The organism is Acinetobacter sp. 1124_18A (genome assembly GCF_052824995.1).
In genome coordinates, this window is the sequence record NZ_VTDF01000002.1 from 619,610 (window position 1) to 643,912 (window position 24,303).

The 24,303-nt window shown below is 36.9% G+C and carries 20 protein-coding genes and 1 pseudogene; 4 read left to right on the forward strand and 17 right to left on the reverse strand.

All coding sequences use genetic code 11. The features are described from left to right. Positions 1-70 precede the first annotated feature (70 nt). A complete protein-coding gene (gene pobA / locus FY048_RS07390; RefSeq protein ID WP_446090695.1) occupies positions 71-1,285 on the reverse strand; it encodes a 4-hydroxybenzoate 3-monooxygenase in 1,215 nt (404 codons plus the stop codon). A gap of 141 nt (positions 1,286-1,426) precedes the next feature. Here pobA and pobR point away from each other — a divergent pair, with 141 nt between their 5' ends. Continuing rightward, complete coding sequence (gene pobR, locus FY048_RS07395) at positions 1,427-2,242, forward strand: IclR family transcriptional regulator PobR (protein WP_446090696.1); 816 nt, start codon at positions 1,427-1,429, stop codon at positions 2,240-2,242. A gap of 61 nt (positions 2,243-2,303) precedes the next feature. Here pobR and FY048_RS07400 read toward each other — a convergent pair whose 3' ends face one another. Then, on the reverse strand, positions 2,304-3,683 hold the full coding sequence (locus FY048_RS07400) for an L-serine ammonia-lyase (RefSeq protein WP_446090697.1): 1,380 nt from the start codon (positions 3,681-3,683) through the stop codon (positions 2,304-2,306). 573 nt (positions 3,684-4,256) lie between these two features. Here FY048_RS07400 and FY048_RS07405 point away from each other — a divergent pair. Further along, positions 4,257-4,364: pseudogene (locus tag FY048_RS07405) on the forward strand (hypothetical protein); the annotation flags it as partial. Between the two features lie 69 nt (positions 4,365-4,433). Here FY048_RS07405 and FY048_RS07410 read toward each other — a convergent pair. From FY048_RS07410 to FY048_RS07420, 3 genes are all read right to left on the reverse strand, one after another. Continuing rightward, complete coding sequence (locus FY048_RS07410; RefSeq protein WP_446090698.1) at positions 4,434-4,868, reverse strand: I78 family peptidase inhibitor; 435 nt, start codon at positions 4,866-4,868, stop codon at positions 4,434-4,436. A gap of 159 nt (positions 4,869-5,027) precedes the next feature. Further along, complete coding sequence (soxR, locus tag FY048_RS07415) at positions 5,028-5,495, reverse strand: redox-sensitive transcriptional activator SoxR (RefSeq protein ID WP_446090699.1); 468 nt, start codon at positions 5,493-5,495, stop codon at positions 5,028-5,030. A 198-nt stretch (positions 5,496-5,693) separates the two neighbouring features. Further along, entirely contained in the window at positions 5,694-5,987 is a 294-nt protein-coding gene (locus tag FY048_RS07420; RefSeq protein WP_016138574.1) for a hypothetical protein, read from the reverse strand. A 438-nt stretch (positions 5,988-6,425) separates the two neighbouring features. Here FY048_RS07420 and FY048_RS07425 point away from each other — a divergent pair, with 438 nt between their 5' ends. Beyond that, positions 6,426-7,085, forward strand: a complete 660-nt coding sequence (locus tag FY048_RS07425) for an epoxyqueuosine reductase QueH (protein ID WP_446090700.1) — start codon at positions 6,426-6,428, stop codon at positions 7,083-7,085. A 277-nt stretch (positions 7,086-7,362) separates the two neighbouring features. On the opposite strand, the gene pdxR is transcribed toward FY048_RS07425, so the two are convergent. Next, positions 7,363-8,841 (reverse strand): MocR-like pyridoxine biosynthesis transcription factor PdxR, encoded by a 1,479-nt coding sequence (gene pdxR / locus FY048_RS07430; RefSeq protein ID WP_446090701.1) that lies wholly within the window; start codon positions 8,839-8,841, stop codon positions 7,363-7,365. Between the two features lie 111 nt (positions 8,842-8,952). Here pdxR and FY048_RS07435 point away from each other — a divergent pair, with 111 nt between their 5' ends. Further along, positions 8,953-9,408, forward strand: coding sequence for a GNAT family N-acetyltransferase (locus FY048_RS07435; RefSeq protein ID WP_446090702.1), 456 nt, complete (start codon positions 8,953-8,955; stop codon positions 9,406-9,408). Between the two features lie 38 nt (positions 9,409-9,446). Here FY048_RS07435 and FY048_RS07440 read toward each other — a convergent pair whose 3' ends face one another. The 11 genes from FY048_RS07440 to tssM all read right to left on the reverse strand — a co-directional run bounded on the left by FY048_RS07440 (position 9,447) and on the right by tssM (position 24,302). Further along, complete coding sequence (locus tag FY048_RS07440; protein WP_446090703.1) at positions 9,447-10,604, reverse strand: winged helix-turn-helix domain-containing protein; 1,158 nt, start codon at positions 10,602-10,604, stop codon at positions 9,447-9,449. 84 nt (positions 10,605-10,688) lie between these two features. Next, positions 10,689-11,642: a M15 family metallopeptidase gene (locus FY048_RS07445; protein ID WP_446090704.1), complete on the reverse strand. Its 954-nt coding sequence runs from the start codon at positions 11,640-11,642 to the stop codon at positions 10,689-10,691. A 7-nt stretch (positions 11,643-11,649) separates the two neighbouring features. After that, positions 11,650-12,270, reverse strand: coding sequence for a hypothetical protein (locus FY048_RS07450; protein WP_446090705.1), 621 nt, complete (start codon positions 12,268-12,270; stop codon positions 11,650-11,652). Between the two features lie 12 nt (positions 12,271-12,282). Beyond that, positions 12,283-13,089 carry a type IVB secretion system protein IcmH/DotU gene (gene icmH / locus FY048_RS07455; RefSeq protein WP_446090706.1) on the reverse strand — a complete coding sequence of 269 codons (807 nt, stop codon included), beginning with the start codon at positions 13,087-13,089 and terminating at the stop codon, positions 12,283-12,285. Between the two features lie 17 nt (positions 13,090-13,106). Next, positions 13,107-14,471: a type VI secretion system baseplate subunit TssK gene (gene tssK / locus FY048_RS07460; protein ID WP_005041639.1), complete on the reverse strand. Its 1,365-nt coding sequence runs from the start codon at positions 14,469-14,471 to the stop codon at positions 13,107-13,109. A 16-nt stretch (positions 14,472-14,487) separates the two neighbouring features. Then, positions 14,488-15,582, reverse strand: coding sequence for a type VI secretion system protein TssA (gene tssA / locus FY048_RS07465; protein ID WP_446090707.1), 1,095 nt, complete (start codon positions 15,580-15,582; stop codon positions 14,488-14,490). 21 nt (positions 15,583-15,603) lie between these two features. Further along, positions 15,604-18,285, reverse strand: coding sequence for a type VI secretion system ATPase TssH (tssH, locus tag FY048_RS07470; RefSeq protein WP_446090708.1), 2,682 nt, complete (start codon positions 18,283-18,285; stop codon positions 15,604-15,606). Between the two features lie 148 nt (positions 18,286-18,433). Then, positions 18,434-18,697, reverse strand: a complete 264-nt coding sequence (locus tag FY048_RS07475) for a PAAR domain-containing protein (protein ID WP_016138585.1) — start codon at positions 18,695-18,697, stop codon at positions 18,434-18,436. A gap of 16 nt (positions 18,698-18,713) precedes the next feature. Then, positions 18,714-19,481, reverse strand: a complete 768-nt coding sequence (locus FY048_RS07480; RefSeq protein WP_446090709.1) for an OmpA family protein — start codon at positions 19,479-19,481, stop codon at positions 18,714-18,716. Positions 19,482-19,483: 2 nt separating this feature from the next. Next, positions 19,484-20,443, reverse strand: coding sequence for a type VI secretion system-associated protein TagF (tagF, locus tag FY048_RS07485; RefSeq protein WP_016138586.1), 960 nt, complete (start codon positions 20,441-20,443; stop codon positions 19,484-19,486). 37 nt (positions 20,444-20,480) lie between these two features. Beyond that, entirely contained in the window at positions 20,481-24,302 is a 3,822-nt protein-coding gene (tssM, locus tag FY048_RS07490) for a type VI secretion system membrane subunit TssM (RefSeq protein ID WP_446090710.1), read from the reverse strand. Between the last annotated feature and the right edge of the window lies 1 nt (position 24,303).

The following is a 24,303-nucleotide window of genomic DNA, read 5'->3' on the forward strand; positions in this document are numbered from 1 at the left end:
TATTTTATCCCACTTAAGTTTTTAGATAAAAAAAGGACATTTTCATGCCCTTTTTATTTTTATCTAGTCTTTAACTTGCATGCTTAAAACTATCAATCTGCTTAATTTCATAAGGTAAACCAACATAGTTTTCGGCCAATGTCGTTCTACCTGCAATAGACCCAAGTACGTAATTTAATTCGGCTTGTTTAATCTTATGATCAAACTCACTTTCTGTTTCAAAGCGATGTAATAAATGAGTCATCCACCAAGAAAAACGCTCTGCTTTCCACACACGTTGTAAACATTTTTCAGAATATTCATCAATTCCTTGCTCTGAACCTTCCACATAATATTCAATAATTGCGCTTGATAAATAAGCAATATCAGATGCTGCTAGATTCAGGCCTTTTGCTCCAGTCGGCGGAACAATATGTGCTGCATCACCTGCTAAAAATAGTTTTCCGAAGCGCATTGGTTCAGTCACAAAGCTACGTAACGGCGCGATACTTTTTTCAATAGAAGCTCCCGTCACTAGCTTTTCACGGCTTTCAGGGTCTAGGCGTTTTTTTAACTCATCCCAGAACTTTTCATCCGACCAGTCTTCTACGTGATCTGTTAAAGGAACTTGTAGATAATAACGGCTACGTGTTTCTGAACGCATACTGCATAAAGCAAATCCACGTTCTGACTGTACGTAAATGAGTTCATCGGCTACAGGTGGAACATCTGCCAACACCCCTAACCAGCCAAACGGATAAACTTTTTCAAACGTCTTAATTTTGTCTTCAGGCACGCTGGCACGGCAGACACCATGGTAACCATCGCAACCTGCAATAAAGTCACACTCAATTTGAAAGGCTTTACCTTGGTAATCAAACTCAACTTTTGGTGCTGTGTAGAAATCTTTAACCTGTACATTTTGAGCTTCATAAAATGAAGTGAGCTGTGCTGCTTCACGCGCAGTCATTAAATCTTTAGTCACTTCGGTCTGACCATATACGGTCACTTGTTTTCCGCCCGTTAGTGCGGCTAAATCAACTCGATGCAATTCACCATTGGTCAAAATTTCAATGCCCGAATGCGGTAAGCCTTTTTCTTTTAAGTTTTGGTCAACGCCTGCTTGTTTCAGTAAGTCGACCGAAACTTGCTCTAAAATTCCTGCACGAATCCGTGAAGCCACATATTGAGCACTACGTTGCTCAACAATAATATGATCGATTCCAGCTTTATATAGAAGTTGTCCAAGCAATAACCCTGCTGGCCCAGAACCAATAATTGCAACCTGTGTTTTTAAAATATCCATAACTTCATCCTTGTTTCATCCTGACTTTTAAATTACTGGCTTTAAGTTTTGTTCACTATGTATGCAAGACGAAAATAACCGTTTATCATTTAGTTTGTCCGAATAGCGGACAAAAACAATCAAAATAACAGGAATGAAAGGATGCCTTCTCTCGATGCTTTTTTAGAGCACCCGAACTCGCATGAGAAAATTCGTCAAGATGACTACATTGCAGGGTTAGCAAAAGGCTTAGCTTTACTCGAAGCTTTTGGAACAGATCGGCAACGGCTTAATGTCACTCAAGTAGCCGAGCGAACCGGTATTAGCCGTACCGCGGCAAGGCGGTATTTGAAAACTTTAAAATACTTAGGCTATTTAGAAACCGATGAACATTACTTTTGGCTAACGCATCGTGTGCTGCGCTTTTCGAGTTCTTATTTAAGCTCTGCCCACTTGCCTAAAGTTGCTCAGTCATTTTTAAATCTTTTGTGCGCGCAGACGTCTCTGACTTTTTCGATTGTGGTGCTGGATGATAACGAAGTGGTGCCGATTGCCCGTAGCTATTTACCGCAGCAAGATAATTTGCGTGTTAGTCCTTATGGCATGCACTTAGGAAACCGACTCCCTGCCCATGCAACGTCTACAGGTAAAGTATTGCTAGCAGCACTGTCTGAAGAAGCTCAGCATGCGTGGGTCAAAACTTACGGTTTAAAACGCTTAACGCCATTTACCCTAGTAGATGAGTCAAAGTTTTTTGAAGTGCTTAAGGGCATTTCATTATCAGATTATTGTCTTTCCAAAGAAGAACATGAGCTTGGCGTGATTGCGATTGGAGTGCCCGTTTTTAATGCTCAAGGTCAAGCCATAGCAGCGCTTAACTGCATGTCTCAAACTAACCGTGTACAAGAAGATTATTTGGTTCAGCAAATTTTGCCATTGCTGCGTAACACAGCAAATGAACTCAGAAATGTGATTTGAATAAAAGATAAATAGTAAATGTTTATAATAAGATGGGGCATATCTCGCCCCATCTCATTTTTTAGCACTCAATTGCATTAACAGCGAGGCCACCTTTTGAAGTTTCTTTATATTTCTCAGACATATCTCTACCTGTTTCCTTCATAGTCTGAATGACTTTATCTAGCGTCACAAAGTGTTCATCGTCGTCATGAAGTGCCATTTGTGCTGCATTAATCGCTTTGACAGCTGCAATTGCATTTCGCTCAATGCAAGGCACCTGAACCAAGCCACCAATTGGATCACACGTTAAACCTAAGTTATGTTCAAGGCCAATTTCGGCCGCATGTTCCACTTGTTCAGGTGATGCTCCTAAAATCTCAGCTAAACCAGCCGAAGCCATTGCACACGCTGAGCCAACTTCACCCTGACATCCCACCTCTGCCCCAGAAATAGATGCATTGAGTTTACATAAAATGCCGACTGCTGCCGCACTGAGAAAAAAGCGGACAACTTTGTCTTCGGAAAAATCTTTAGAAAAAGTCACGTAATAATATAAAACTGCTGGAATAATCCCTGCCGCACCATTTGTTGGGGCGGTCACCACTCGGCCACCAGCAGCATTTTCTTCATTTACCGCTAAAGCAAATAAATTAACCCACTCCATGGCGTGAAAAGTCGTCACAATCAGATTTGAATTTTCTTTATTTAATAACTTATCATGAATTTTTTTGGCTCGACGTTTTACGTTTAATCCACCCGGTAATATTCCTTCATTAATTAATCCATTGTGAATGCATTGCTGCATCACCTTCCAGATATCCATAATTTTGGTACGAATTTCACTTTCACTACGCCAGCTTTTTTCGTTTTCAAGCATTAATTCACTTATCGATAAATGATGAGTTTTACATAAGCTTAAAAGTTCAGCCGCGCTATGAAATGGATATGGAACCTTAACATCACTGGTTTCAGATTGGGTTTGTATTAATTGCTTTTGGCTAACAATAAAACCACCACCGACCGAATAGTAAGTTTCGGTATATAAAATTTCTTCAGCCTCACTATAAGCAATCAGCTCCATTGCATTGGAGTGATAAGGCAAAGATTCATCTAAAAAAAGTACATCGCGCTTATAGTCAAAAGAAATACTCTTTTGCTGATTAAGCTGGATGGCTTTCTTTTCTAAAACATCTTCAATCAAGTTTGTACTTACTTGAGTATCGATATGTTCAGGATCAAAACCCATTAAGCCTAAAAGAATAGCCTTGTCTGTCGCATGACCAACACCTGTTGCTGCAAGCGAACCATATAACTTAACCTGAATTCTGAGCGTCTTTTGTAGATCATTTTGCTTCAATAAATCATCCACAAAACTGTATGCTGCTCGCATTGGCCCAACTGTATGGGAGCTAGATGGGCCTATACCAATTTTAAAAAGATCAAATACACTAATAAACACGGGATCCTACCTTCAATCATTATTATTCGTATGTTCGTCGTTATTGTGTCCTTTCGGATAACATTAAAATTATCATTAAGTCTGGTACAAATCACGAATAACTATTGGGCAGTAGCACAAAAAGACAACGGTTGAACAATCAACATCGGTCGGTTTAATCAAAAACATGAATTGTGGAGCTTTTATGGCCCCTAATCGATGTTTTAAAACTCGTGTTTAAATAAGCGCGCCAATTTGTATAAATAAAAAAACCACAAATATTAGCCATTAGTCGCACCTCTCTATTTTTATTCATTTTTGCTGGTAAAGTGTTTTACATGGTTTGATACAACCTACTTAACTCAGATGCATAATTCACCTGTTACCGCATCTGATGTTTTTCAGCCTCTAGTCCGCTAGAGGCTTTTTTTATTCTTGATTTAAAGCCTGATATATTAAACTTATAGAAATAATGAAAGAGAAGAAAAATGAATCATATTTTAAGATTGAGCATTTTAAGTTTTCTGGTTCTACTCTTGAGTGGCTGTATTGGCTGTTATCACCCAACAGGTTGTAACCGTGATGATTCACCTTAACCCAAGCCAAGATAAAGTTGATATTTTTCTCATCAAAATTAATCAGGCTTTGCAACAACTGCCTCAACAAAAAGAATATCCAGTTATTCACTATTCCCAAAATTAAATTAATAAAAAAGCCCGCTTTTCAGCAGGCTTTTATTTCAATTTGAACTAGCAAATTTAATTCAAAAAATTAACCACAGGTTGCATTAGTAATTTTTTTAGAAGCTGGATCAATGGTCACTGTAACTCGGTTTGTACGATAATCCATAGTCATTGGTTGACCTGGCGCTACTTTACGCACAATCTCCGATTGAGTTTTTTGTTTAATTTGATCGTCAGTAAGACCAGATTGCCCCACCAATTTCTGAGCTTCTTCTGCTACACAGTTCGCTTGATTGTCACGAAATAACTTCCATTCTTCAACGACTTGGCCATTTGGTAAATGACAATACCCAACCTGACCATTTGCTTCATTTCTAATTTCTAATTTTCCACCTTGTTCAACACAATATTGACTAGCTGGATTTGGTGAACCAATTTTTGGTGGAGTTAAATCTTTATGTTGTACAGACGAGCAAGCCGTTAACGAAACAAGTGCCAAGCCAAGAAAAAGAATTTTTTTCATAATTTTTTGCTTCTTACTAAAAAAACTAAAGATATCAAAAAAACTTATGTTTCATATGACTTGTTTACAATAAAAAACTCACTTGAATGTTCTAGCAAAATAAATTTAATTGATTGGAAATTAAGATATTCCCAATTAAAAGCCATTTTTTGAACTATTCTATTCAGGTCTTTCTAAAATTCGTGGGCCTGATCCGTCTTGTCCTAAAATATCTTCAGGATTTCTTAATGGACATTGCTCTAATGATAAACAGCCGCAGCCAATGCACCAGTCCATTTCATCTCTTAACCGAGTTAATTTTTGAATTCGATCATCTAAATTTTCTCGCCAATGACTCGATAAATCCTTCCATTGCTTAGCTGTTAATTTGCTACCTATAGGAAATTGACTTAAAGCTTCTTTGATTTCATTTAAAGGAATCCCCACCCTTTGAGCAACTTTAATAATCGCAATATATCTTAAAATAATTAAGGGATAGCGACGTTGATTACCATTTGTTCTTATACTTTTTATAAGCCCTTTCGCTTCATAAAAATGAAGAGTCGAAACAGGAACTCCGCTCCTTTTTGCAACTTCACCCACAGTCAAAACTCGACTAGGGTCAGCTTTTTTATTTTCACTCATCATGATTGACCTCTACTTTACTTGAGGTTTATAAGAGCGCGCTTTTATTTTGTCAAATAAATAACAGAGATTTTGTTATATGTTATGAGCCGCTTTTCCCAAGTTATAAGTCTTCTCTGTAAAAGCCAATGGCAAAAATGGATCTGATGTTTAATCCAGTTTGATCTATAAAATAACTTGCTGTCAGTTAAATTTAAGAAATTAGTTTTGTAGAGTACAAGGACATCCGCAAATCCAAAACATGTTGTAAACGAAAGGCATTGGGGCGCCTAATGGATAGACTTTAATTTGCTCGATTTTATAAGTTTTTTTACGTGACTCAATGTGTAATATATTATCGTGACGTGCAATCACAATTCCCTTTTTATATAATTTTTTCCTTTCATTCTTTGCATCAAATTTATATACCAAAAAGTAAACTTTTTCTCCTACGCTGATCTTTGAATGATTAACCATAATGTAACCATTACAATACTTACATTGCCAATCTTCCATATCTCAAATTATCACACGCTTAAATTAAAAAACACACTGAATTTTATAGTATAAATTTATTAAAGATATAAATCTAAAGAAATATTTTAATTGAAAAAATAAGGTTTATTTGTGACATATATCACAATAAAAACATCAAATTATATTTAGATACATCAATCACTTATCAAAAAATTTTTAGAGTCTATTATTTTTTAAAATATAAAACTCACCTATAATTTATTTAATCATATAGTATATTTAGCAATAACTTTAAATTTAGCCGAACATATGACTTTAATATTTAATACCACATTTATTTCATTATATTTAACTTGGCATTAAATATATTAATAGAAAATATTAAATTAATTTCACAGTAAAATTGAAAATAATTCATTTCACATTATATAAAAAATAAATATATAATTAAACGAATTACAATTTAATTTTTTTATTATGTCAACTCAACGTTTAAAAATAGAACTTCCGTCAGGACATGATCAATTATTACTTCATTCTTGTTGCGCTCCTTGTTCAGGAGAAGTTATGGAAGCATTGATTGACTCAGATATTAAATTTTCAATATTTTTTTATAATCCTAATATTCATCCAGTAAAAGAATATCTCATCCGTAAGGAAGAAAATATTCGTTTTGCCGAAAAGCATAATATTCCGTTTATTGATGCAGACTATGACACTGAGAATTGGTTTGCTCGAGCAAAAGGTATGGAAGATGAACCTGAGCGTGGTATTCGTTGTACCATGTGTTTCGATATGCGATTTGAACGAACTGCCCTTTACGCATATGAACACGGCTTTAGTCTCATCAGTAGTTCGCTAGGAATTTCTCGCTGGAAAAACATGGCGCAAATCAATGACTGCGGAATTCGTGCTGCTGCGCACTATCCTGAAATTCAGTACTGGGATTACAACTGGCGTAAAAACGGTGGCTCAAGCCGTATGATTGAAATCAGTAAACGAGAAGAGTTTTATCAACAAGAATATTGTGGCTGTGTATATTCTTTAAGAGATACTAACCGCTGGCGTATGGGTAATGGGCGTGATCGTATTAAACTGGGTGTTAAGTTTTATAGTAATGCCATGGAAGAAGATTAATTTTTATTTCTCTTTAAAAATTAATTAAGTTATTCCGAGCTATATTTATTTTTGATAAAAAAAACGGCCACATCTGGAGAATATGGCCAAAAGGTGTACTAAATAAGCTTTGATGTAGTTAGATTAATTGGGCTAGCTTAAAATAATATTAATTAAATTAATTTTTAAAAATTTTAACAACATCTCTATTTTCATATAACCAATTAATCATCATAAAAATTCGTATTTAAGTATTTGAACAGTGATTAAATTTATCTAAATAACAAAACTTAGGCTATTATTTTTCTTGTAAAGATTGTGCAATTTTTTGAATGTTTTCAATAATTTCATTAGGTGTGTGGGCTGCGTAGCCAAAAAGTACCGCGGCCTTTTTGGTTGGCATCTGACAATATCTTGATAGGGGTTGAACAGCTAAATTTAGAGCTGAACACTGATCAATAAATTCTTGCTCTGTCCACTCACCTTTTAACCAGCACACTGCATGGATACCTGAATCTGTGGGTTGAGCACTAAGCACATCTGAAAGATGCTCATCAATCGCTTTAATCAATGCTTGTTGGCGCTCATAGCAAGCTTTTCGAACTTTACGTACATGTCGGGCATAGTGGCCTTTTTGTATAAATTGAAACAAAGCCACCTGCTCTAAATAAGAACTTCGAACATCGGTATAGTATTTAGCTGCACTAAAGGTTTCGATCAATGCTTCAGGCACAACCATGAACCCTAAACGAAACTCTGGAAACATCATTTTGGTAAAAGTACCAGAGTAAATGACTCTTTGCTGCTGATCTAAACCTTGTAGAGCTTGAATAGGATGTGTGCCATAGCGAAACTCACTATTATAGTCATCTTCAAAAATCCATTTTCCTTGTTGAGATGCCCAATCGAGTAACGAAAAACGGCGGGCGAGGCTTAAGGTTCCACCTACAGGAAACTGATGTGAAGGCGCTGTATAGACCAGTTTGCTTTTTGAATAACGATGAATAATGTCCGAAATTTGCATTCCTTCTTCATCACTTTCAATTAAATTTACATGTGCACCAAAACTTCGAAAAATGTTAAAAGCAGCGTCATACCCTGGTTCATCTAAACACACCTCATCATTTGCTTGAAGTAAAGCATAGGCCGTTAAATGAATAGCTTGCTGCGTCCCATTTACGATAATAATTTGGTCTTCGTTGCAGTTCAGCCCTCGAGTGGAGCGGACATATTCACAAATTGCCTGACGTAGAGGCAGATAGCCACGCGGGTCGTGAAATTGACCAAGCTGATAGTACGACTGTCGCCAAGCTTGATTTAATAACTTTCCCCAAAGTTGATGAGGAAATAAATCAACACAACCTACACCCACATGGAACATTTTTTTCTTTTGACTTAACCACGCCTGCTCTCGCCATGAAGTTAATAATGTTTCTATGTTCGGATTAATAGTTAAAGAATGATGATTGGCTAGCGTAGTTTTTTCTGAATTTTCGTGAACATGTATTAACTGATCTGGCACAACCTCAGCAACAAAGGTACCCGAACTTGGTTTGGTAAATAAATATCCCTCATCAAGTAATCGTTCAAGAGCTGCCAATACAGAGTTTCTTGAAATTGACATCATCTCTGCTAGGGCACGACTTGAGGGTAATTTTGTTCCGACAGTCAGCCTTCCATCTAAAATAGCATCACGCAAAGCTGAATATAGCCCATCCTTAATCTGGCCCTTTGGCAAAATCAAATGTGGGAAAGATGCCGAAAACGAAGCTGCCATAACAAACTGGTACTGTGAAAAATATCAAAAGTGTATCTTATAAAAATACCACTATCAAAACTACACTCTAGTTGTCCATTTTCCATTACTTTAAAATAGAGTGTAATTATTATGCAAAATCAAGATATTCAAATCATCCCAGTTCAACAGCAGGACTATTCACAATGGGAAAAATATTGGCTTGCTTATCAAAATTTTTATCAGGTAAATTTACCTCTTCATGTCACTAAAGTGACTTGGGAACGCTTTTTCGATGAAAATGAACCCGTTTATTGTGCTGTTGCCAAACAAGGTGAACAAGTTTTGGGAATTGTGCATTATGTTATTCATCGTTCAACATGGGCAGAAAATAATTATTGTTATTTAGAAGACCTGTATGTTTCACCTGAAGTTCGTGGACAACACATTGGTAAGCAACTCATTGAGTATGTACAAAAGAAGGCAATTGAGCACAACTGTGATCGTTTATATTGGCACACGCAAGAAACCAACCACACAGCTCAAAAACTCTATGACTGGATTGCACAAAAACCAGGGATTATTGAATATCGTATGCCTTTGAACTAAAAAAGTGACAACACCAAAAGCTTTAATTCTTTTGGTGTTTAAATTTTAGTACCAATAAGCTTAATCACTTTGTCATTAATAGTTGAGCATTGATTAAACACAGCAAAACGCTTTAGCTCTTGTTCCAATTCGAAAAAGAAAAGCTCTTTATCTTTGATTGTTTTTTCTAGATGTAGGCTAATCACTTCTAATTCTTTTATAGACCGATGAGCTTTACAATCTAGTCGGCCTACTAACTCATCTTGATACAGAATAGGTAAGCAAAAATAACCATATACCCGTTTGGCTGCTGGTACATAGCATTCAATCCGATAATCAAATTCAAATAAAGAAGTTAAACGGTCACGATGAATAAGCGAGTTATCAAAAGGTGAAAGTATTTTTAAACCAAAATCAGTCTCCACTTTTTGTTCTATTGCAGCTACATCCACATATAGGGTTTGACCATCGGCAAGTTTAACCGCTGATACAACACCAGCATCAATCTGCTCTTTTAGCACAACACGCATAGCCTCTTTTAAATCATTTTTCTTTAAATGAACTAATTGCTTCCATGTAAATGCTCCATGTGCTCGAAGCGTATTATTAAATAAATACTGCGCATATTCATAAAGCGGGGGCATTCTTAAATCAATATTTTCAGGTAGGCAACGCTCAGTCAAATCATAGACTTTTTCCATGCCGTTACGCTCACAGATCATCAAGTCACCCTGCATATATAACTGCTCAAAAGCACGGCGACCTGGACCTGTATTCCACCAATTTCCCAAACTTTTCTTATTATTCTTATCAATGTCTCGCAGTCGAATTTTACCTTCAGCACGAATACGGGCCAAAATTTCATTCATAAGGTGCTGATCACCTCTATTGAAATAACGACTTTCTCCGTTCCTGACAGACATCATGGCAGGCAACGCATAGCGATAATCTTTCATAGGAAGATAAGACGCAGCATGATACCAATATTCAAAAATTTGGCGCTCACGAACCAAACTATTTAAATGATTTAAATCATAGTCAGGCACTCGGCTCCACAATATATGGTGATGAGCACGCTCGACGACCGATATGGTATCAATCTGCACATAACCCAGATGCTCAATAGCCTGTAGAGTTCCCTCCACACCTTTTGCAAATGGACTAACCTTTCCTAAGCCTTGATTAAATAAAGCCAAACGTTTTAAAGATGAAATCATTGAAAGCTCAATTGGCTAATGATATTGATATGGGCTACTACTCATTCGAACTATTTTAGGCTCTGTAAACATATTTTTCTCTTTTTAATTTATATCATTCAAACTTTCAGCAATCAGTTTTTCAGCCATTTCCTGTGTTTTTCTTAAGCCCGGCATACGGAACTCGGTATGACCATAATCTTGAATAGATTTCCAACGTCCACCCCAGGTAAGCCCAACCGATTCAGCAACTTGCCCATATAAACGATAGCCTTGCATAGCCCAAGGGTCTCTTTCGGAAATAACTACTTTACCATTTCGTTTAAAGGCGACATCTGCTGCCAGACCAAATTGATGATAACTCTGATACCCTTTTGCTTTTGTCGTATTCGGATTACCTGCCAACATATTCTGACGTACAGGACTACGATATCCCTCTAATAAAACCAACTCATAGCCATATTGTTCTTTCATGATTTTAAAAACCATGAGTAAACGCTGCTTATAACGGGGGTTCATTTTGCTCCATTTACGATCTACTAAACTGGTATCTAAAATAGCCCGCCCATCAAAACTCGTATTATCAATAGGTGAAGAATTAATAGCTCCACTATTTTGAGCAGAATATTGTTGCTCTAATTGTGTAGCCTCTACAATTGCGGCTTCAATTAGGCTTTCATCCACTTCTGGTGGTGGCGATAATATTTCACCGTTCAAAAGCGCGTAGATTTGAGGATCTGTTTTTTTGAGATATTCAGCTTCAATTCGAGTTGAGCTAATAGGCCGAGTAAAAGCAAACACTAAAATGCTGGCAAACAAGAAAAAACCTGCAATAACAATCCACCACTGCTGTAAATGCCAATGGGATTGCAGCTTTTCAGGCGCAGCCGCCTGATTCATTGTTTGAGCAAATTGTCTAACCTGATTAAGTTGTTTACGGCCTTGTGGCAGTAATGACAAAACAAAATCTTTGCTTCTAACTCTTAGCTCATAAGACATTAAAAACGCTAAACCAATTGCTAAGCATGTAAAGCAAAAGAAAATGAGAAAAATCATCATCTATTCATTAATTCACAGCAAAAGGACTTCGTGTAATTTTAATATCAACCGATGCCTTAGGTGGTTCAACCTCAGCTTCTGGTTCGGCTGGAGCTTTATTCTCAACAACAGGTTTAGTCTGCGCTACTTGTTGCGGTTTGCTCACTGTTTTTTGTTGAGCAGGCTGAACTTTAGGTTGAGTTGATTTAGGTATCGTCCCTGTTTGTAGTTGAGGCACAGGCTGAACTTTCTTTTCACCCGTGAGCTGTTCATCAAATGGAGAAACTCGCTGTTGATTGGTCGTAGCAGGTTTATGCTGAGCAGGTTTAAAGATATTACTTAATTCATTATCTTTAGGTTGTTCAAAACCATCACGGCTCATTGAATCTGTTTCATTGTCTTGACTGACAGCAACCTGATTTTGTTCATCAGCAGAATGAGCAGTTTCTTGATTTAAAATCTGTTCTTCTGTTGATTTACTCTCAATTGCTGTTGATTCTGACGAATGCGGTTGAGACAAGAACAGGAATAGCGAGATGCTTACAAACACCCCGGCAATAACACCAATGACAATATAAAGTATTGGTGATTTCGGCTTTTTTTTATTCGACTGTAAAACTCGAATAGAAGTTGGTTTTTCCTGAGCCATTTCGTACCATCATCAAGGTAAATAAATTGTAATATGTGCTTGCTCTTGAGGAGCAGAAATCACATTTTGATAATTAGATAATGCTTTATCATTTTGATTATTCAGCATAAATCTTAGCCCTGCAAAGGTAAGGAATGCAAAAATCAATAAAAAGATCAAAATCCAGAAGAAAGGTACTTCGCGATGAATAATATTTCGTATCTGATCGGGAATAGCCGAGAACGGCGAAAAGGCAACTTTTTTTCCTTTTAAGTAGTCAATTTCATCACCCACTCTTGATACTAAATGGTTGAGACTTTCCGTAGATTCAATTCGGTACTTACCCTGAAAACCTAATAAAAGACAGTAATGAAATACCTCTAAAGCAGCTAGGCGTTCTTTTCCACGACTACGTAATTGTTCCAATATTTCAAAGAAACGATAACCCGCTAACTGAGAACCAAACAAGCTCAATTGCAATGGGCTAATTAACCAAGCATTTTGCAAATTAAAATAACTTGGGTCTTGTTGCGTTACGATCGTTTCATCAATCAAAGCACAGAATGCATATTTAGCATCATGAATATCATCAGCTGAAAATTGCAACTTTTTGGCTTGTTGCTCAAATTGATTGAGTAAATTTAAGATTTTTTCACGAAACTGCTGAGCATCTGCTGGCACATACTGATTTCGAATCAAGAAAACTAAATAAAAGCCGTCATGCAATAAATCAATAAGATTGATTGCCTGTAGTTTTGCTTGAGACTGGCTATTGTTGTTCCCGCCCGTTCCAATCTGCCCATCATCAAATAAAGAAGGAGCACCTGTGGATTGTGACATTTTTCTCTCCTTTACCCTTAAGCGTTCATGACCGCAATCAGTTCAATACTGATATCTTGGAAACCAGCCGGAACATAAATACAAATCGTTTCTGAATCTAACATGCGCTGATAAAGCTCATGATGCGGTTCAATTTCGAAATAGCTCACACCAGAACGTACTGGTATCGCAGTTGGAACTTGAATCAAGTGATGTAATGGAATCGCAGGCAATGCAGCAACTACGCGTTGTTCTACATCTAAAGTGCTACCGATCTTGAATCGTAAAGGCACAATCTGGATCAATTCATGTGTCTGCATTGCGCTACTTGATACTGCAATATAAAGTCGAGTATCTCGAGTAATCTTATCGGTCTCAAGACTTCCCACCCAATATGAAGGTCGGATCTCTTTAAGAGCAATGCTGATATAACGACTTGAAATAATCGTATCGAGCAAATCACGTAGAATCGTGTCTAACTGCGAGAAACTTTCTTGTAAATTATGGTGTTTATAGGCAGGCAACTGGTCGACATCATACGCCGTCGAGAAAGTTAATAATGAACCTGCTAAACGCAATAATTCGAAGAACAAACGCTCTGGATGAATTTGTGGATATTGCACAAAATGATTAAGACCAGCATGAGCTGTATTTAAGGCATTCACTAACCAGAACGAAACAATATCACCAGAACGGAATTCAATTAATTTCTGTTCATTTTCTCGGTTATTGGTTTGAATGGTTTTAATTTTTGCCTTAATAACGTTCAGTGTTCTTTTCAAATTTGAAATAAGTGTTTCAGATGCATCCACGTGTAAAATTGGTGGAATAAACTTTCGGTCAATTTCAAAAGCACCTGAACTTTGACGTTTAATCTTCCCAATCGGCAGATATAAGAAACCATCCAGATTATGGTCTGGATTACTATGTACATCTAATAATTTAAAAACAGCACGGCGGCGTAGCAAACTAATATCTGCTTCGGTAGCATTCGTAAATAGATCATGCGTTTCGACAAGATGAGATTGATATCTGCCCTTTTGCGCTTGGTTTTGATCAATTAAATTTTGCTTGTTCGCTTGTAAGAGTGGCAACGCTAAATAGATTAGCATCTCGCCACGTAAATTAAGATCATCCAATAAAATTGGCTCAGGCAATAGATCATATGCAGGCGCCTGATAAATTTCACCGTCTTGCCAGATCATCTCTACAGACTCAAGAGCAAGAATATGGGTGCTCAATTGAGCCTCATCGAAATTTAATTTTTGAATACCATATGAAAAAGGTACAACCGCACGAACCGTATGATTCAAGCGTTGTTCATGATAGGTATCTTGAATTTGGAAATGTTGAGGTCTTAAAAATAAACCTTCGCCCCAAAGGACTTTTTCAGCTTTAAACATATGTCTTTACCAATCTTTATTCGTATTCATTTTTAGGCTGCACGCCTAACATTTCCTGAACCATTTGCAATGGATGCTCATCTTTAATGACTTGTGCTAGCCATTCATGTAACGGCATTTGACTCCATTTAATGGTTTTTTGAAGCATATAACTCACAGGGCTATGAGGCTCGTTGGCTTGAAAGTAATCCGCGATTTCTTGCAGCACTTTCATTGCTTGCTCACGATTCGCCAAATGTGTTTGTGCTTGAGGCTGAAAAGCAGGCTGATCTGAAACAACTTGTACAGGCACTTGATTTTCCATAGATGAATTTGTAATAACAGCGGCTGGTTCTTGGGTTGGTGCAAGCCCAGTACCAAAAGCCTCTGCCTTATAAATCTTGCGTAATGTGCTGTGGATTGTTTCAAATGCTGAATCAATTGCACCAAAACTCGGTGAGTCTAGTCCCATTAAATGATCAAGGGTTTGTTTTAAAACATCCCACTCAGTTAACACTGAACTAAAATCTTGATAATTAGAATATTGAAAAGTTTTAGACGTATTAAAAATAGCTTGATCGAACTGTTCTAACTCCGATGGTCCCGACTGACTATCGTACTCTTCAGTTTGCTTACGACGCACATTTTCGTGATATAGAAAATTATCGTAATCAAGCAAATTATAATAAGGAACTGTATTGGTTAAAGAAACTTTCTTTAACAACATCGGAAGTTGATTAATTAAACCCTGTAATAAACCAATGCGTTGATCTAAGTCATCATCTTCAATAACAGGATGAATTTCCTGCCAGTATTGATTAAGCATGGTATGGCTTAAAGTTAAACCTTTCGCCATACCTTCAAAACCATAAAGATGAGTCCAAGCTTCTAAGAGCCAAGTTAATAGACGAATATCTTTAGTATTCTCTTTTAGCAAAACACTCGTTTTATTTGATACAAAATCCCAGTCGGCTTGTTTGCGCTCAGCAACCCAATCGCCTTGATCTAGCAATAGATCATCTTGTGTTTTCGCCTTTTTGATTTCATGAAATTCATTAGAAAATGAAAAGTCATCACCACAAGGTAAGCTATCACTAATGGGTTCAAGGAGTTCAGAAATATCAATATTCATCTAATTTTAGCTCTATTCAATTTAAACTTCTGACTTCAACTTTTTACTGGTCCTTTTTTTAGCAGCTTTTGCAACAGGATCTAGTAAATATTGAATTTCGTCATCTTTAGCATCAATCATGATAATTTTTGGCAACTTTTGCTCTGCTAAAGCCACTAAAATTTCTGTAGCCAATGCAGGTAACACTGTAGAATTTAAAATATTATCAACATTACGTGCACCACTATCGACTTCTGTACAGCGACTTAAAAGCAGCTCTACCAAATCTTCAGAATACTGGACTTGTGTACCGTATTGTTTCTCAATTCTTGCAGTGATCTTGCCTAACTTATGTTTAATAATTCGTACAAGTAAATCGTCGTGCAATGGGAAATATGGCACAACTCTCATTCGGCCTAAAAATGCAGGCTTGAATTGCTTATATAAACTTGGTTTTAAATGATCAATCAACTCTTCAGCTGTAGGCCATTCTTCTACTGGCGTATTTAGGCAAGCTTGCATGATCGCGCTTGAGCCAGCATTAGAAGTCAACAAAATAGTGGTGTTTTTAAAGTCAATTACTCGTCCTTCGCCATCTTCTAAAGTACCTTTATCAAATACTTGATAGAACAGTTCCTGAACATCACTATGTGCTTTCTCAATTTCATCAAGCAACACAACACTGTAAGGGTTACGGCGAACAGCTTCTGTTAAAACACCGCCTTGACCGTATCCCACATATCCAGGAGGTGCACCTTTAAGTGAAGATACAGTGTGTGCTTCTTGATATTCAGACATATTAATGGTGATTAAATGCTGCTCACCGCCATATAATTCATTTGCCAAAGTTAATGCAGTTTCAGTTTTACCGACACCACTTGGCCCGACCAAAAGAAATACACCTTGTGGCTTATTAGGATCTTCAAGTCTTGCTTTTGAAGTTTTAATGCCTTGAACTAATTGTGTAAGTGCATAATCCTGCCCCATTACACGCTCGCCCAATTTATCTTCAAGCGTTAATATCTGTTTAATTTCATCATTAACCATTTTTCCAACAGGAATTCCGGTCCAATCAGAAATAATTTCATTAATGATTTGAGAGTTTACTCTTTCAAATACTAATGGTTGCTGACCTTGAATTTCAGCAAGATCCTTACGCAGTAGATTAATCTGGTCATAAGCTTCAGATTCATTAGAATGATTCTGTGCTTCTAATTCCTGAATTTTATGAACAAGTTCTAATTCTTTTTTCCATTGCTCTTCAGTTTCATGAATCTCTTTTTGCAAAGATTCTAAATTAGCTTTTAAAGTTTCTAATCGTTCATGATGAATTGGAATCTGACGATGTTCATTTTCTAAAATTTTCTGTTCAAGCTTTAAGTTATGCTCTTGAGCCTTTAACTGATCAAGCTTTACAGGTTGAGCATTTTGGGTCAATGCAACACGTGCTGCTGCCGTATCAAGAACACTAACTGCTTTATCCGGAAGTTGACGACCACTAATATATCGGTGCGAAGAATGAACCGCTGTAACGATCGCCTCATCATCAATTTGTAATTTAAAATGCTGCTGCATGACAGGAATCATCGCACGCAACATATCTACCGCAACTTCTTCGGTTGGCTCTTCTACTTTTACAACCTGAAAACGTCGGCTCAATGCAGCATCTTTTTCAAAAAATTGTTTGTATTCTGCCCAAGTTGTTGCAGCAATCGTACGCAATTCACCACGTGCAAGTGCTGGTTTTAAAAGATTTGCAGCATCATTTTGCCCAGCTTGTCCACCTGCACCAATTAAAGTATGCGCTTCATCAATAAATAAAATAATAGGATGAGCTGAAGCTTGAACCTCTTGAATCACTTGTTTTAGACGATTTTCAAACTCGCCTTTAACACTTGCACCTGCCTGTAAAAGTCCCATATCAAGCACATGTAAATGGACATTTTTAAGGGCGTTTGGTACTAAACCTTGAGCAATTTTTAAAGCTAAACCTTCGACCACAGCTGTTTTACCAACGCCTGGCTCTCCAGTTAAGATTGGGTTGTTTTGGCGTCTACGCATTAAAATATCGAGCATTAGGCGAATTTCATATTCACGGCCAATAACTGGATCTATACCGCCTTGTTTCGCTTTTTCAGTTAAATTAATTGTATATTGATCAAGCGCTGGTGTTTTAGCTGTTTTATTATTTGCTACAGTCGTTTCTGTTGCTTCAGCTTCACCAGAAGGTGTTTTTGTTTCATCTTGTTGTTCAACACTCTTTTCACAAATTTCAAGAAACTTATGTTTCATTGAATCAATTGGTAAGAGGTCAAATAAACTCGAAGCACGAGTCGCAATTTGATATAAATCAGGCGCAGTTAATAACGCAACTAATAAATGACCACTACGAATAACTGGATTTTGCTCAGCCGAAGCCAATAACCAGGCTTGTTCAAACAAACGAACAATAGATTTAGCAAAAATAGGAGTTCGTGAATTACCTTTCGGCAATTGAGAAATTGTTTCTTTTAAATCATCAGCCAAAGCTTCAGATGAAATTTTATATTTCTTTAATAAAATTTTTAAATCATTCTCTAAAGATTGATTAAGTAACTCTAAAAATAAATGCTCAATTTCAATTTCGTAATTTTGTTGAATAACACAAGCATTAGCCGATTTTTCTAAAGCAGTTCGCGCAACTGTAGAAAGTTTTGTAATTAAAATTTTTAAATTACTCATCATTACTCTCAATATTTTTAAATAATTTAATGCTTAAAATCATAATGCCTGTATATTAACAAAATTCAGCTTTATCAGACAAACTACTCATCATTTCAAGCGTTAATATGTTTTAGTAGATATTTATATCTATATAAAAATATCTCTACCCTTATCCTTGATTAACCAAACTCTGTTTTGGCAATAATTTACAGCCGCATGATAATGAATCATTTACACGTGCTGCTGATTTCCCCATAACAAGCATATTCGGATCTCCCGATACAATCGTTGCAACTATTTTGTGTAACGGACAAGTTGCCTTATCTCCTACACAGGCAATTGCAATTCCCTCAATTAAAAATGTACTGTTTCCTGAAATGACTTGCCCTCCACCAGTTGTTGGGCATCCAATCGTAATGTAAGGGCTAGCCATTTTCTTCTCCTTATATTTATAGAACAGTAAACTCAATTCGACGGTTTTTCTTTCTTCCTTCTGGAGAAGTATTATCTGCAACAGGCTTAGATGAACCTAAACCTTCCGCAGATAAATGGTCTGCCGGAATACTCTTACTAATCAAATAGTTTTTTACTGCTAATGCACGATCTTGGCTAAGTTTTAAGTTTTTAGTTGCATCGCCTGAACTATCTGTATGTCCTACGATTTTGACTTTTTTGCCGCCTACTTTATTTAAGGCAACAGCCATCTCGTCTAGAATTTTTTGACCCGCATCAGTTAAAACTGCACTACCAGATTCAAACTCAATAATTCGATTTTTAAGTGCGTCATCAATAATTTTCTGCTCAGCCTGATTGACTGATAACTGTGAATACAGTTGATACGGTGGCTGAACTAACCCTTGAAAAGACTGGATGGTAGGTTGGATATCTGCTGGATTCAGCATTTTTCCACTTAGCTCAAATCGAGTACCATTTACGCTTAATTTACCTTGTGAAACTTTTTTTAAATCAGGTGTAATAACTCGTGTAACAGAATCACTCCATCCATTTGGAGCAGCTACGGGTCTCACTTGTATTTTATCTACAACCTGATCTGCACCATAAATAGACTGCATTTTTAATAAGATAGCCTGTTTACTGGCCTCATTAGGAACTACGCCTTCTACAACAATGGGCTGAGCCAAAGCATAATTAGCAATGGCATAGATAAAACAGCCTTTTATGAGCTGTGAAAGTTTAGTTTGATTTCGTTGATTCATTATTATTCACCCAAAAAAGTCTGTCTAAATAGTTTTAAGCCTTGATTTAAACTTAATTGGCGTTGGCATAATGATTGTTCTAGCGTAGCTAAACCAGCATTTTGCTCCAAATAAGTATCAATCCACTGAGCTTCTATTAAAGAAACCCAATGTTTACTATCCATATTCTGAGTAAAAATATCGCTAAGGGCTAAAATATCAGCACCTTGAAAACCAAAGAATAATACTGGTTGCTCTCGATGTAACAAACCTATCAGCACCTCAGTATTATGTTCCTTTAAAAAGCGACAAATAATACTGACCCAAAAGGCTGCTATTTCATAACTGTAAGCAGGATTATTAATAGGCAAAATTAAAACTTTATTTAATCGACTGGTTCCATTTTGTAAAATTGGCTGAAGTAATAACCCCAGACCAATCATACTTTGCGCTAACTCATAAATACTGAGCTTCATTAACTGAGCAAATGAGTGCATCGTATGATTTTCATAAAAGCCGATACACTCCCGTTCAGTTAAAACCTGAATTTGATTTTGTAAGTGACCTAATTTTCCAAGTAACAGATCTGAATCTTTAATTCCTTTTAAAGCACGATTGTTTTGAAATAAATCAACGAGTACATGTTTATAGCTATATGGCGCATACAGCAAATTATCATAAGGCAGATCAATTTCTAATAAATGGCTCAATACCATTGGAAAAGATCGGCCTGAACTATCTTCACTTGCGAGTAGATTCGCCGCTAAAAACATATTTTCTTTCGGATTCGCAATAAAGAAATCCAGTGAAGGCAACGTGTTATAAGCTTCTTTAAAACTGCCCGATTGCATTGCGTATTCCAATGCTTCAGTAATCCACTGATCAAGCAACTGTATTAGAGCATTCTGACCTTTTGTTTTTAAAAAGTCGCCTCGTGCAGGACTTTTGCCGTAATACAAAGGGGTTGTTTTTAATGTTTGCATTATTGCTCCTCCTTTCGCATAGAGGTTATTTTCCATGTCATGGTTTAACTCCCGCAGAAGGCTGAGCGAGTGCTGCAACAGGATTTTCTGTTTTTACTGGCGCAGCAGCTTGAGCTGGTGCCTGCTGAGCAGAAACCACACGAGCTGCTTTATCGGCAGTAACTTTGTCAACCAGTTGCATACCTGCGTAACCACGGCTTGAACCAATACTGCCTGAATTACTACTGATTAGACGGAAATTCATTTTTACAACTAATGATGGGTCAGTTTTACTACGCCACAGCATTTCAAACCCGCCATTTTGTTCTTTACGTTGAGCACTATCAATTAAACGGTTAATACCGTATTCGCCTGGCTCATCAAAAATCGTATGCGTTTGACCTTGTAAATCTACAGCGGTAATACGAGCACCCGGAATACTGCCTTGATTCGGCCAAATGAAGTTAACCCACTGTTGCACACCGTTTTCATAAGTCATACGCTGACCATCAATATCCACGGTATATGAAAGCAATTGTGGATTTGGAATTGGGTAGAACTGGAAGTTAGATTGGTTAGTTGCAGGTGCAGCAGGAGCTTGACTATTCAACTCACCTGTTGCCATACCATTTGATGGAGTAACATATCTTTGGAAATTCATGACAAATTGAGGATTTAAACTAATTCCTAAATCCTTCCATGTCTTAGACGTTAATGTATAACCACGACGAATAACAAATGGATCAAGATTTTCTTTTACAAACCGAGAAATGCTGCCATTTTCACCCAAGATTTGGCCAATTTCACTACTTGTCGCTTGCAAAGAAGCTGATGAGTTAAATGGATATTTCTTAGCAAGATTTGCAGTAAATGGCTGATAGGCTTGCATAACCCATAATTTATTAATTTCGTCTTGTGTCGGCGTAATTAAACTCTCAAAAGCCTGCGTAAGTGGACTAACCACTAATTTTTGTAGCAATCGCTGATCAATTTCACTAAAACCAACCGCCATTTTTTCATCTACAATTTTTTGCGTCTGGTTAAATACAGAAGTTTGCTCATTCAGGGTTTGCTTGACTAATGTCATCGCATTAGGCCCAACTTCCCCTGCATTCTTAAGCTCATTAAACTTACTACGAACAAGGGCTAAATTTGTCATATATTCATCAAGTAATGATTTACCTTGTTGATCATCACGTTTGCGAACCAACTGATAGAACATTTGATATTCTTGAGAAATAGCACCTTGAGCATTAGTCGCCACTTGATTAGCAGTCTTGTCATCATGATTTAAAACCTTACGTTTAAACCATGCAATAAATCCTTTTTGTGGAGCTGCTAACTCAGCTTGCACTACTGGATTATCCCAGTTTGTTTCGATTGCTACTCGTTCAATTAAGGTTCGAATTGGAGAGTTCTGTGGCTCACCTAAAACATCAATATTTTTTACTTGCTGAGGGAATTGGGTAGCTTTAGCATAATGAATACCGCTTAAGAATTTTCTCCATTCCGCAATATATTCTTGCTTATAGAGTGCTGTCAGTTGCTTTCTAATTTGTTCAGGGCTGCCAGAGAAAGTTAAATCATCAGATTGACGACTATTTAACACCCAATCTTTACTATCTGTTGGCTTATCTGCGGCTTCTTCAATCGCTTTTTCTACATAGTCATTCCACGCCTTTTGGGTAAATACGCCAGGCAACGCATAACTACCTAATACAACATTTTTATTTGCTTCACCCACAATCTGACTTACAGTCAACGCAGGGAAACGTACTGCTGCACGCATTTTTATTTCGTTATAAACACGATCACGCGCAGGCATTCCTCTAACTACAGAGAGCAATACTTGACGTGTTTGATCAACAATTTGTGAATCTGCATCTAAAATTGGGAATTCTTTATCATTCGCCAAAGTCATTGCATACGACAAAATCTGTTCAGCTTCCTGAATCATATCTGCACGTGGCATTTGACCTTTATTTGCATCAAGCCAAGAACGCCAGAAACGCGTAACCTGATCACTTAGATGACTTGCATCCATATATTGTGGATTACTCATCATCAAATACGCTTTTAATGCGTTATAAGCGTCTTGAGGATTTGTGTCTGAAGGCTCTAAATATTGTTGAGTCTGAGCAGTTTGCTTGATTTCAACATTTGTGTGATTCGCTTTTAATGTTGCTTCATTATTTTTTACGCGTTGCAAATATTGAGCAATATTTTGCTGTGTCGGTGTTAAGACAATTTGCTTAACGCCTTTTAAATATTCAGCTTTTAACTTTTCACGAAGCTCATTGCCCTGATATAAACCAAAACTAAACTTAAGCGGTCTATTTTCATCAAACTCATCCAACTGCTGTAGACGTCTTTGAAGAATAAGTAAAGCTTCTAATTGGGTAGACAATTGCTGACCCGAGGCTTTCTCTAATTGAACAACCTTATTTAAATCAGCTTGGACTTCGGCAACCAATTGCTGATTATTACGATATGACCAAACCCATACGCCAAGAATAATTGAAACACCCGCTAAAGCACCAATAAATGCAATGTAACGCTGACGTTTTCTACCCGTATTTACATGCTGCTTAACAAGATCTTTATCTTTTAAAATAACATCTGAAAATAGACCATTTAAGAAATAGCCATGATTAGGCGTAATTTTTGAATGATCTTTTAAATCACTTTGAGCAATTTGAGTAAGCTGAAATTCTTGTGCAATTTGTTCCGTCATTGGACTTTCAATGACACCTTCCTGCAAAGCACTCGTGAAATAAAACCCACGGAAAACAGGTTGAAATTGATATGGATTATCTTCAAAAAGTGTACCGATAAAGCTTTTTAAAGCTGGTTTTAATGTTTTAAACTCTAATGGGAAAGTCATTACACTTGGTGAGATATTTTGCGAATGACGGCGACTTAAATGAGTCGAGCTTACCCCTTTTAGACCATCATAAAGAATGGTGTAATGTTTTTCGAACAAATCTACCGCGTTATGAGAAGAACTCTGCTCATATGGAAGAGTTGCTCCCCAAGCTTGGTTATATTCCTGAGCTTCATAAAATTCAAAAAACTCGGTAAAACCTGCAATCAAGTCCATCTTTGAAAAGACTAAATAAACAGGCACAACTACTTCTAAACGTTCGGTTAGATCTTGAATACGAGCACGTAAATTTTTAGCTAGCTTTAACGAATTTTCAGGACTTTGACTAATTAGCTCAGCAATACTAACAATTAAAATCAAACCATTTACTGGAGCTTTAGAACGGTTCTTTTTTAAAATATTTAAGAAACCTAACCACTCAGAATGATCTTCACTATAAACAGAATAACGACCAGCCGTATCGAGTAAAATACCTTCTGTTGAGAAAAACCAGTCACAATTTCGAGTACCGCTTAAACCAGCAGATACCATTTTTTGATGCGTTTCTTCGAAAGGAAACTTTAATCCAGAATTATAAATAGCTGAACTTTTACCTGCAGCTGGGTTACCAATAACCATATACCAAGGAAGTTCATATAATGCAGCATTCCCTTTTTTATCACCCAACTTAGATTTACGAATCAATTGAATTGATTCTTTCATTTGTTGGTTAACAAGCTGAAGTTCTTCTTTATCTTTATTTTTGCCATATTCAGCTTGGTTATCTTTTTCGATTGCCTCAGCTAACTCTTCACCCTGAGCAGCATGATTTCTTCGTTGAATAAGCCAATAGATACCATAAACAATAAGACCCAAAGCATAGGCAGTTGCTAAAGCCCAGAATATATGACGAGGAATTGAAGTATATGAAGACATCAATGCCACGAACAATGACAAGGCGATAATTGCTTTAGGATTCGTGATGTACTGCCACAAGTAGCCTAAAATTGTATGCATT

What these genes read in the sequence shown, in the direction of transcription:
- pobA (WP_446090695.1), bottom strand. Translation starts at nt 1,285, where the DNA reads ATGGATATTTTAAAAACACAGGTTGCAATTATTGGTTCTGGGCCAGCA.
- pobR (WP_446090696.1), top strand. Translation starts at nt 1,427, where the DNA reads ATGCCTTCTCTCGATGCTTTTTTAGAGCACCCGAACTCGCATGAGAAA.
- FY048_RS07410 (WP_446090698.1), bottom strand. Translation starts at nt 4,868, where the DNA reads ATGAAAAAAATTCTTTTTCTTGGCTTGGCACTTGTTTCGTTAACGGCT.
- soxR (WP_446090699.1), bottom strand. Translation starts at nt 5,495, where the DNA reads ATGATGAGTGAAAATAAAAAAGCTGACCCTAGTCGAGTTTTGACTGTG.
- FY048_RS07420 (WP_016138574.1), bottom strand. Translation starts at nt 5,987, where the DNA reads ATGGAAGATTGGCAATGTAAGTATTGTAATGGTTACATTATGGTTAAT.
- FY048_RS07425 (WP_446090700.1), top strand. Translation starts at nt 6,426, where the DNA reads ATGTCAACTCAACGTTTAAAAATAGAACTTCCGTCAGGACATGATCAA.
- pdxR (WP_446090701.1), bottom strand. Translation starts at nt 8,841, where the DNA reads ATGGCAGCTTCGTTTTCGGCATCTTTCCCACATTTGATTTTGCCAAAG.
- FY048_RS07435 (WP_446090702.1), top strand. Translation starts at nt 8,953, where the DNA reads ATGCAAAATCAAGATATTCAAATCATCCCAGTTCAACAGCAGGACTAT.
- FY048_RS07440 (WP_446090703.1), bottom strand. Translation starts at nt 10,604, where the DNA reads ATGATTTCATCTTTAAAACGTTTGGCTTTATTTAATCAAGGCTTAGGA.
- FY048_RS07445 (WP_446090704.1), bottom strand. Translation starts at nt 11,642, where the DNA reads ATGATGATTTTTCTCATTTTCTTTTGCTTTACATGCTTAGCAATTGGT.
- FY048_RS07450 (WP_446090705.1), bottom strand. Translation starts at nt 12,270, where the DNA reads ATGGCTCAGGAAAAACCAACTTCTATTCGAGTTTTACAGTCGAATAAA.
- icmH (WP_446090706.1), bottom strand. Translation starts at nt 13,089, where the DNA reads ATGTCACAATCCACAGGTGCTCCTTCTTTATTTGATGATGGGCAGATT.
- tssK (WP_005041639.1), bottom strand. Translation starts at nt 14,471, where the DNA reads ATGTTTAAAGCTGAAAAAGTCCTTTGGGGCGAAGGTTTATTTTTAAGA.
- tssA (WP_446090707.1), bottom strand. Translation starts at nt 15,582, where the DNA reads ATGAATATTGATATTTCTGAACTCCTTGAACCCATTAGTGATAGCTTA.
- tssH (WP_446090708.1), bottom strand. Translation starts at nt 18,285, where the DNA reads ATGATGAGTAATTTAAAAATTTTAATTACAAAACTTTCTACAGTTGCG.
- FY048_RS07475 (WP_016138585.1), bottom strand. Translation starts at nt 18,697, where the DNA reads ATGGCTAGCCCTTACATTACGATTGGATGCCCAACAACTGGTGGAGGG.
- FY048_RS07480 (WP_446090709.1), bottom strand. Translation starts at nt 19,481, where the DNA reads ATGAATCAACGAAATCAAACTAAACTTTCACAGCTCATAAAAGGCTGT.
- tagF (WP_016138586.1), bottom strand. Translation starts at nt 20,443, where the DNA reads ATGCAAACATTAAAAACAACCCCTTTGTATTACGGCAAAAGTCCTGCA.
- tssM (WP_446090710.1), bottom strand. Translation starts at nt 24,302, where the DNA reads ATGCATACAATTTTAGGCTACTTGTGGCAGTACATCACGAATCCTAAA.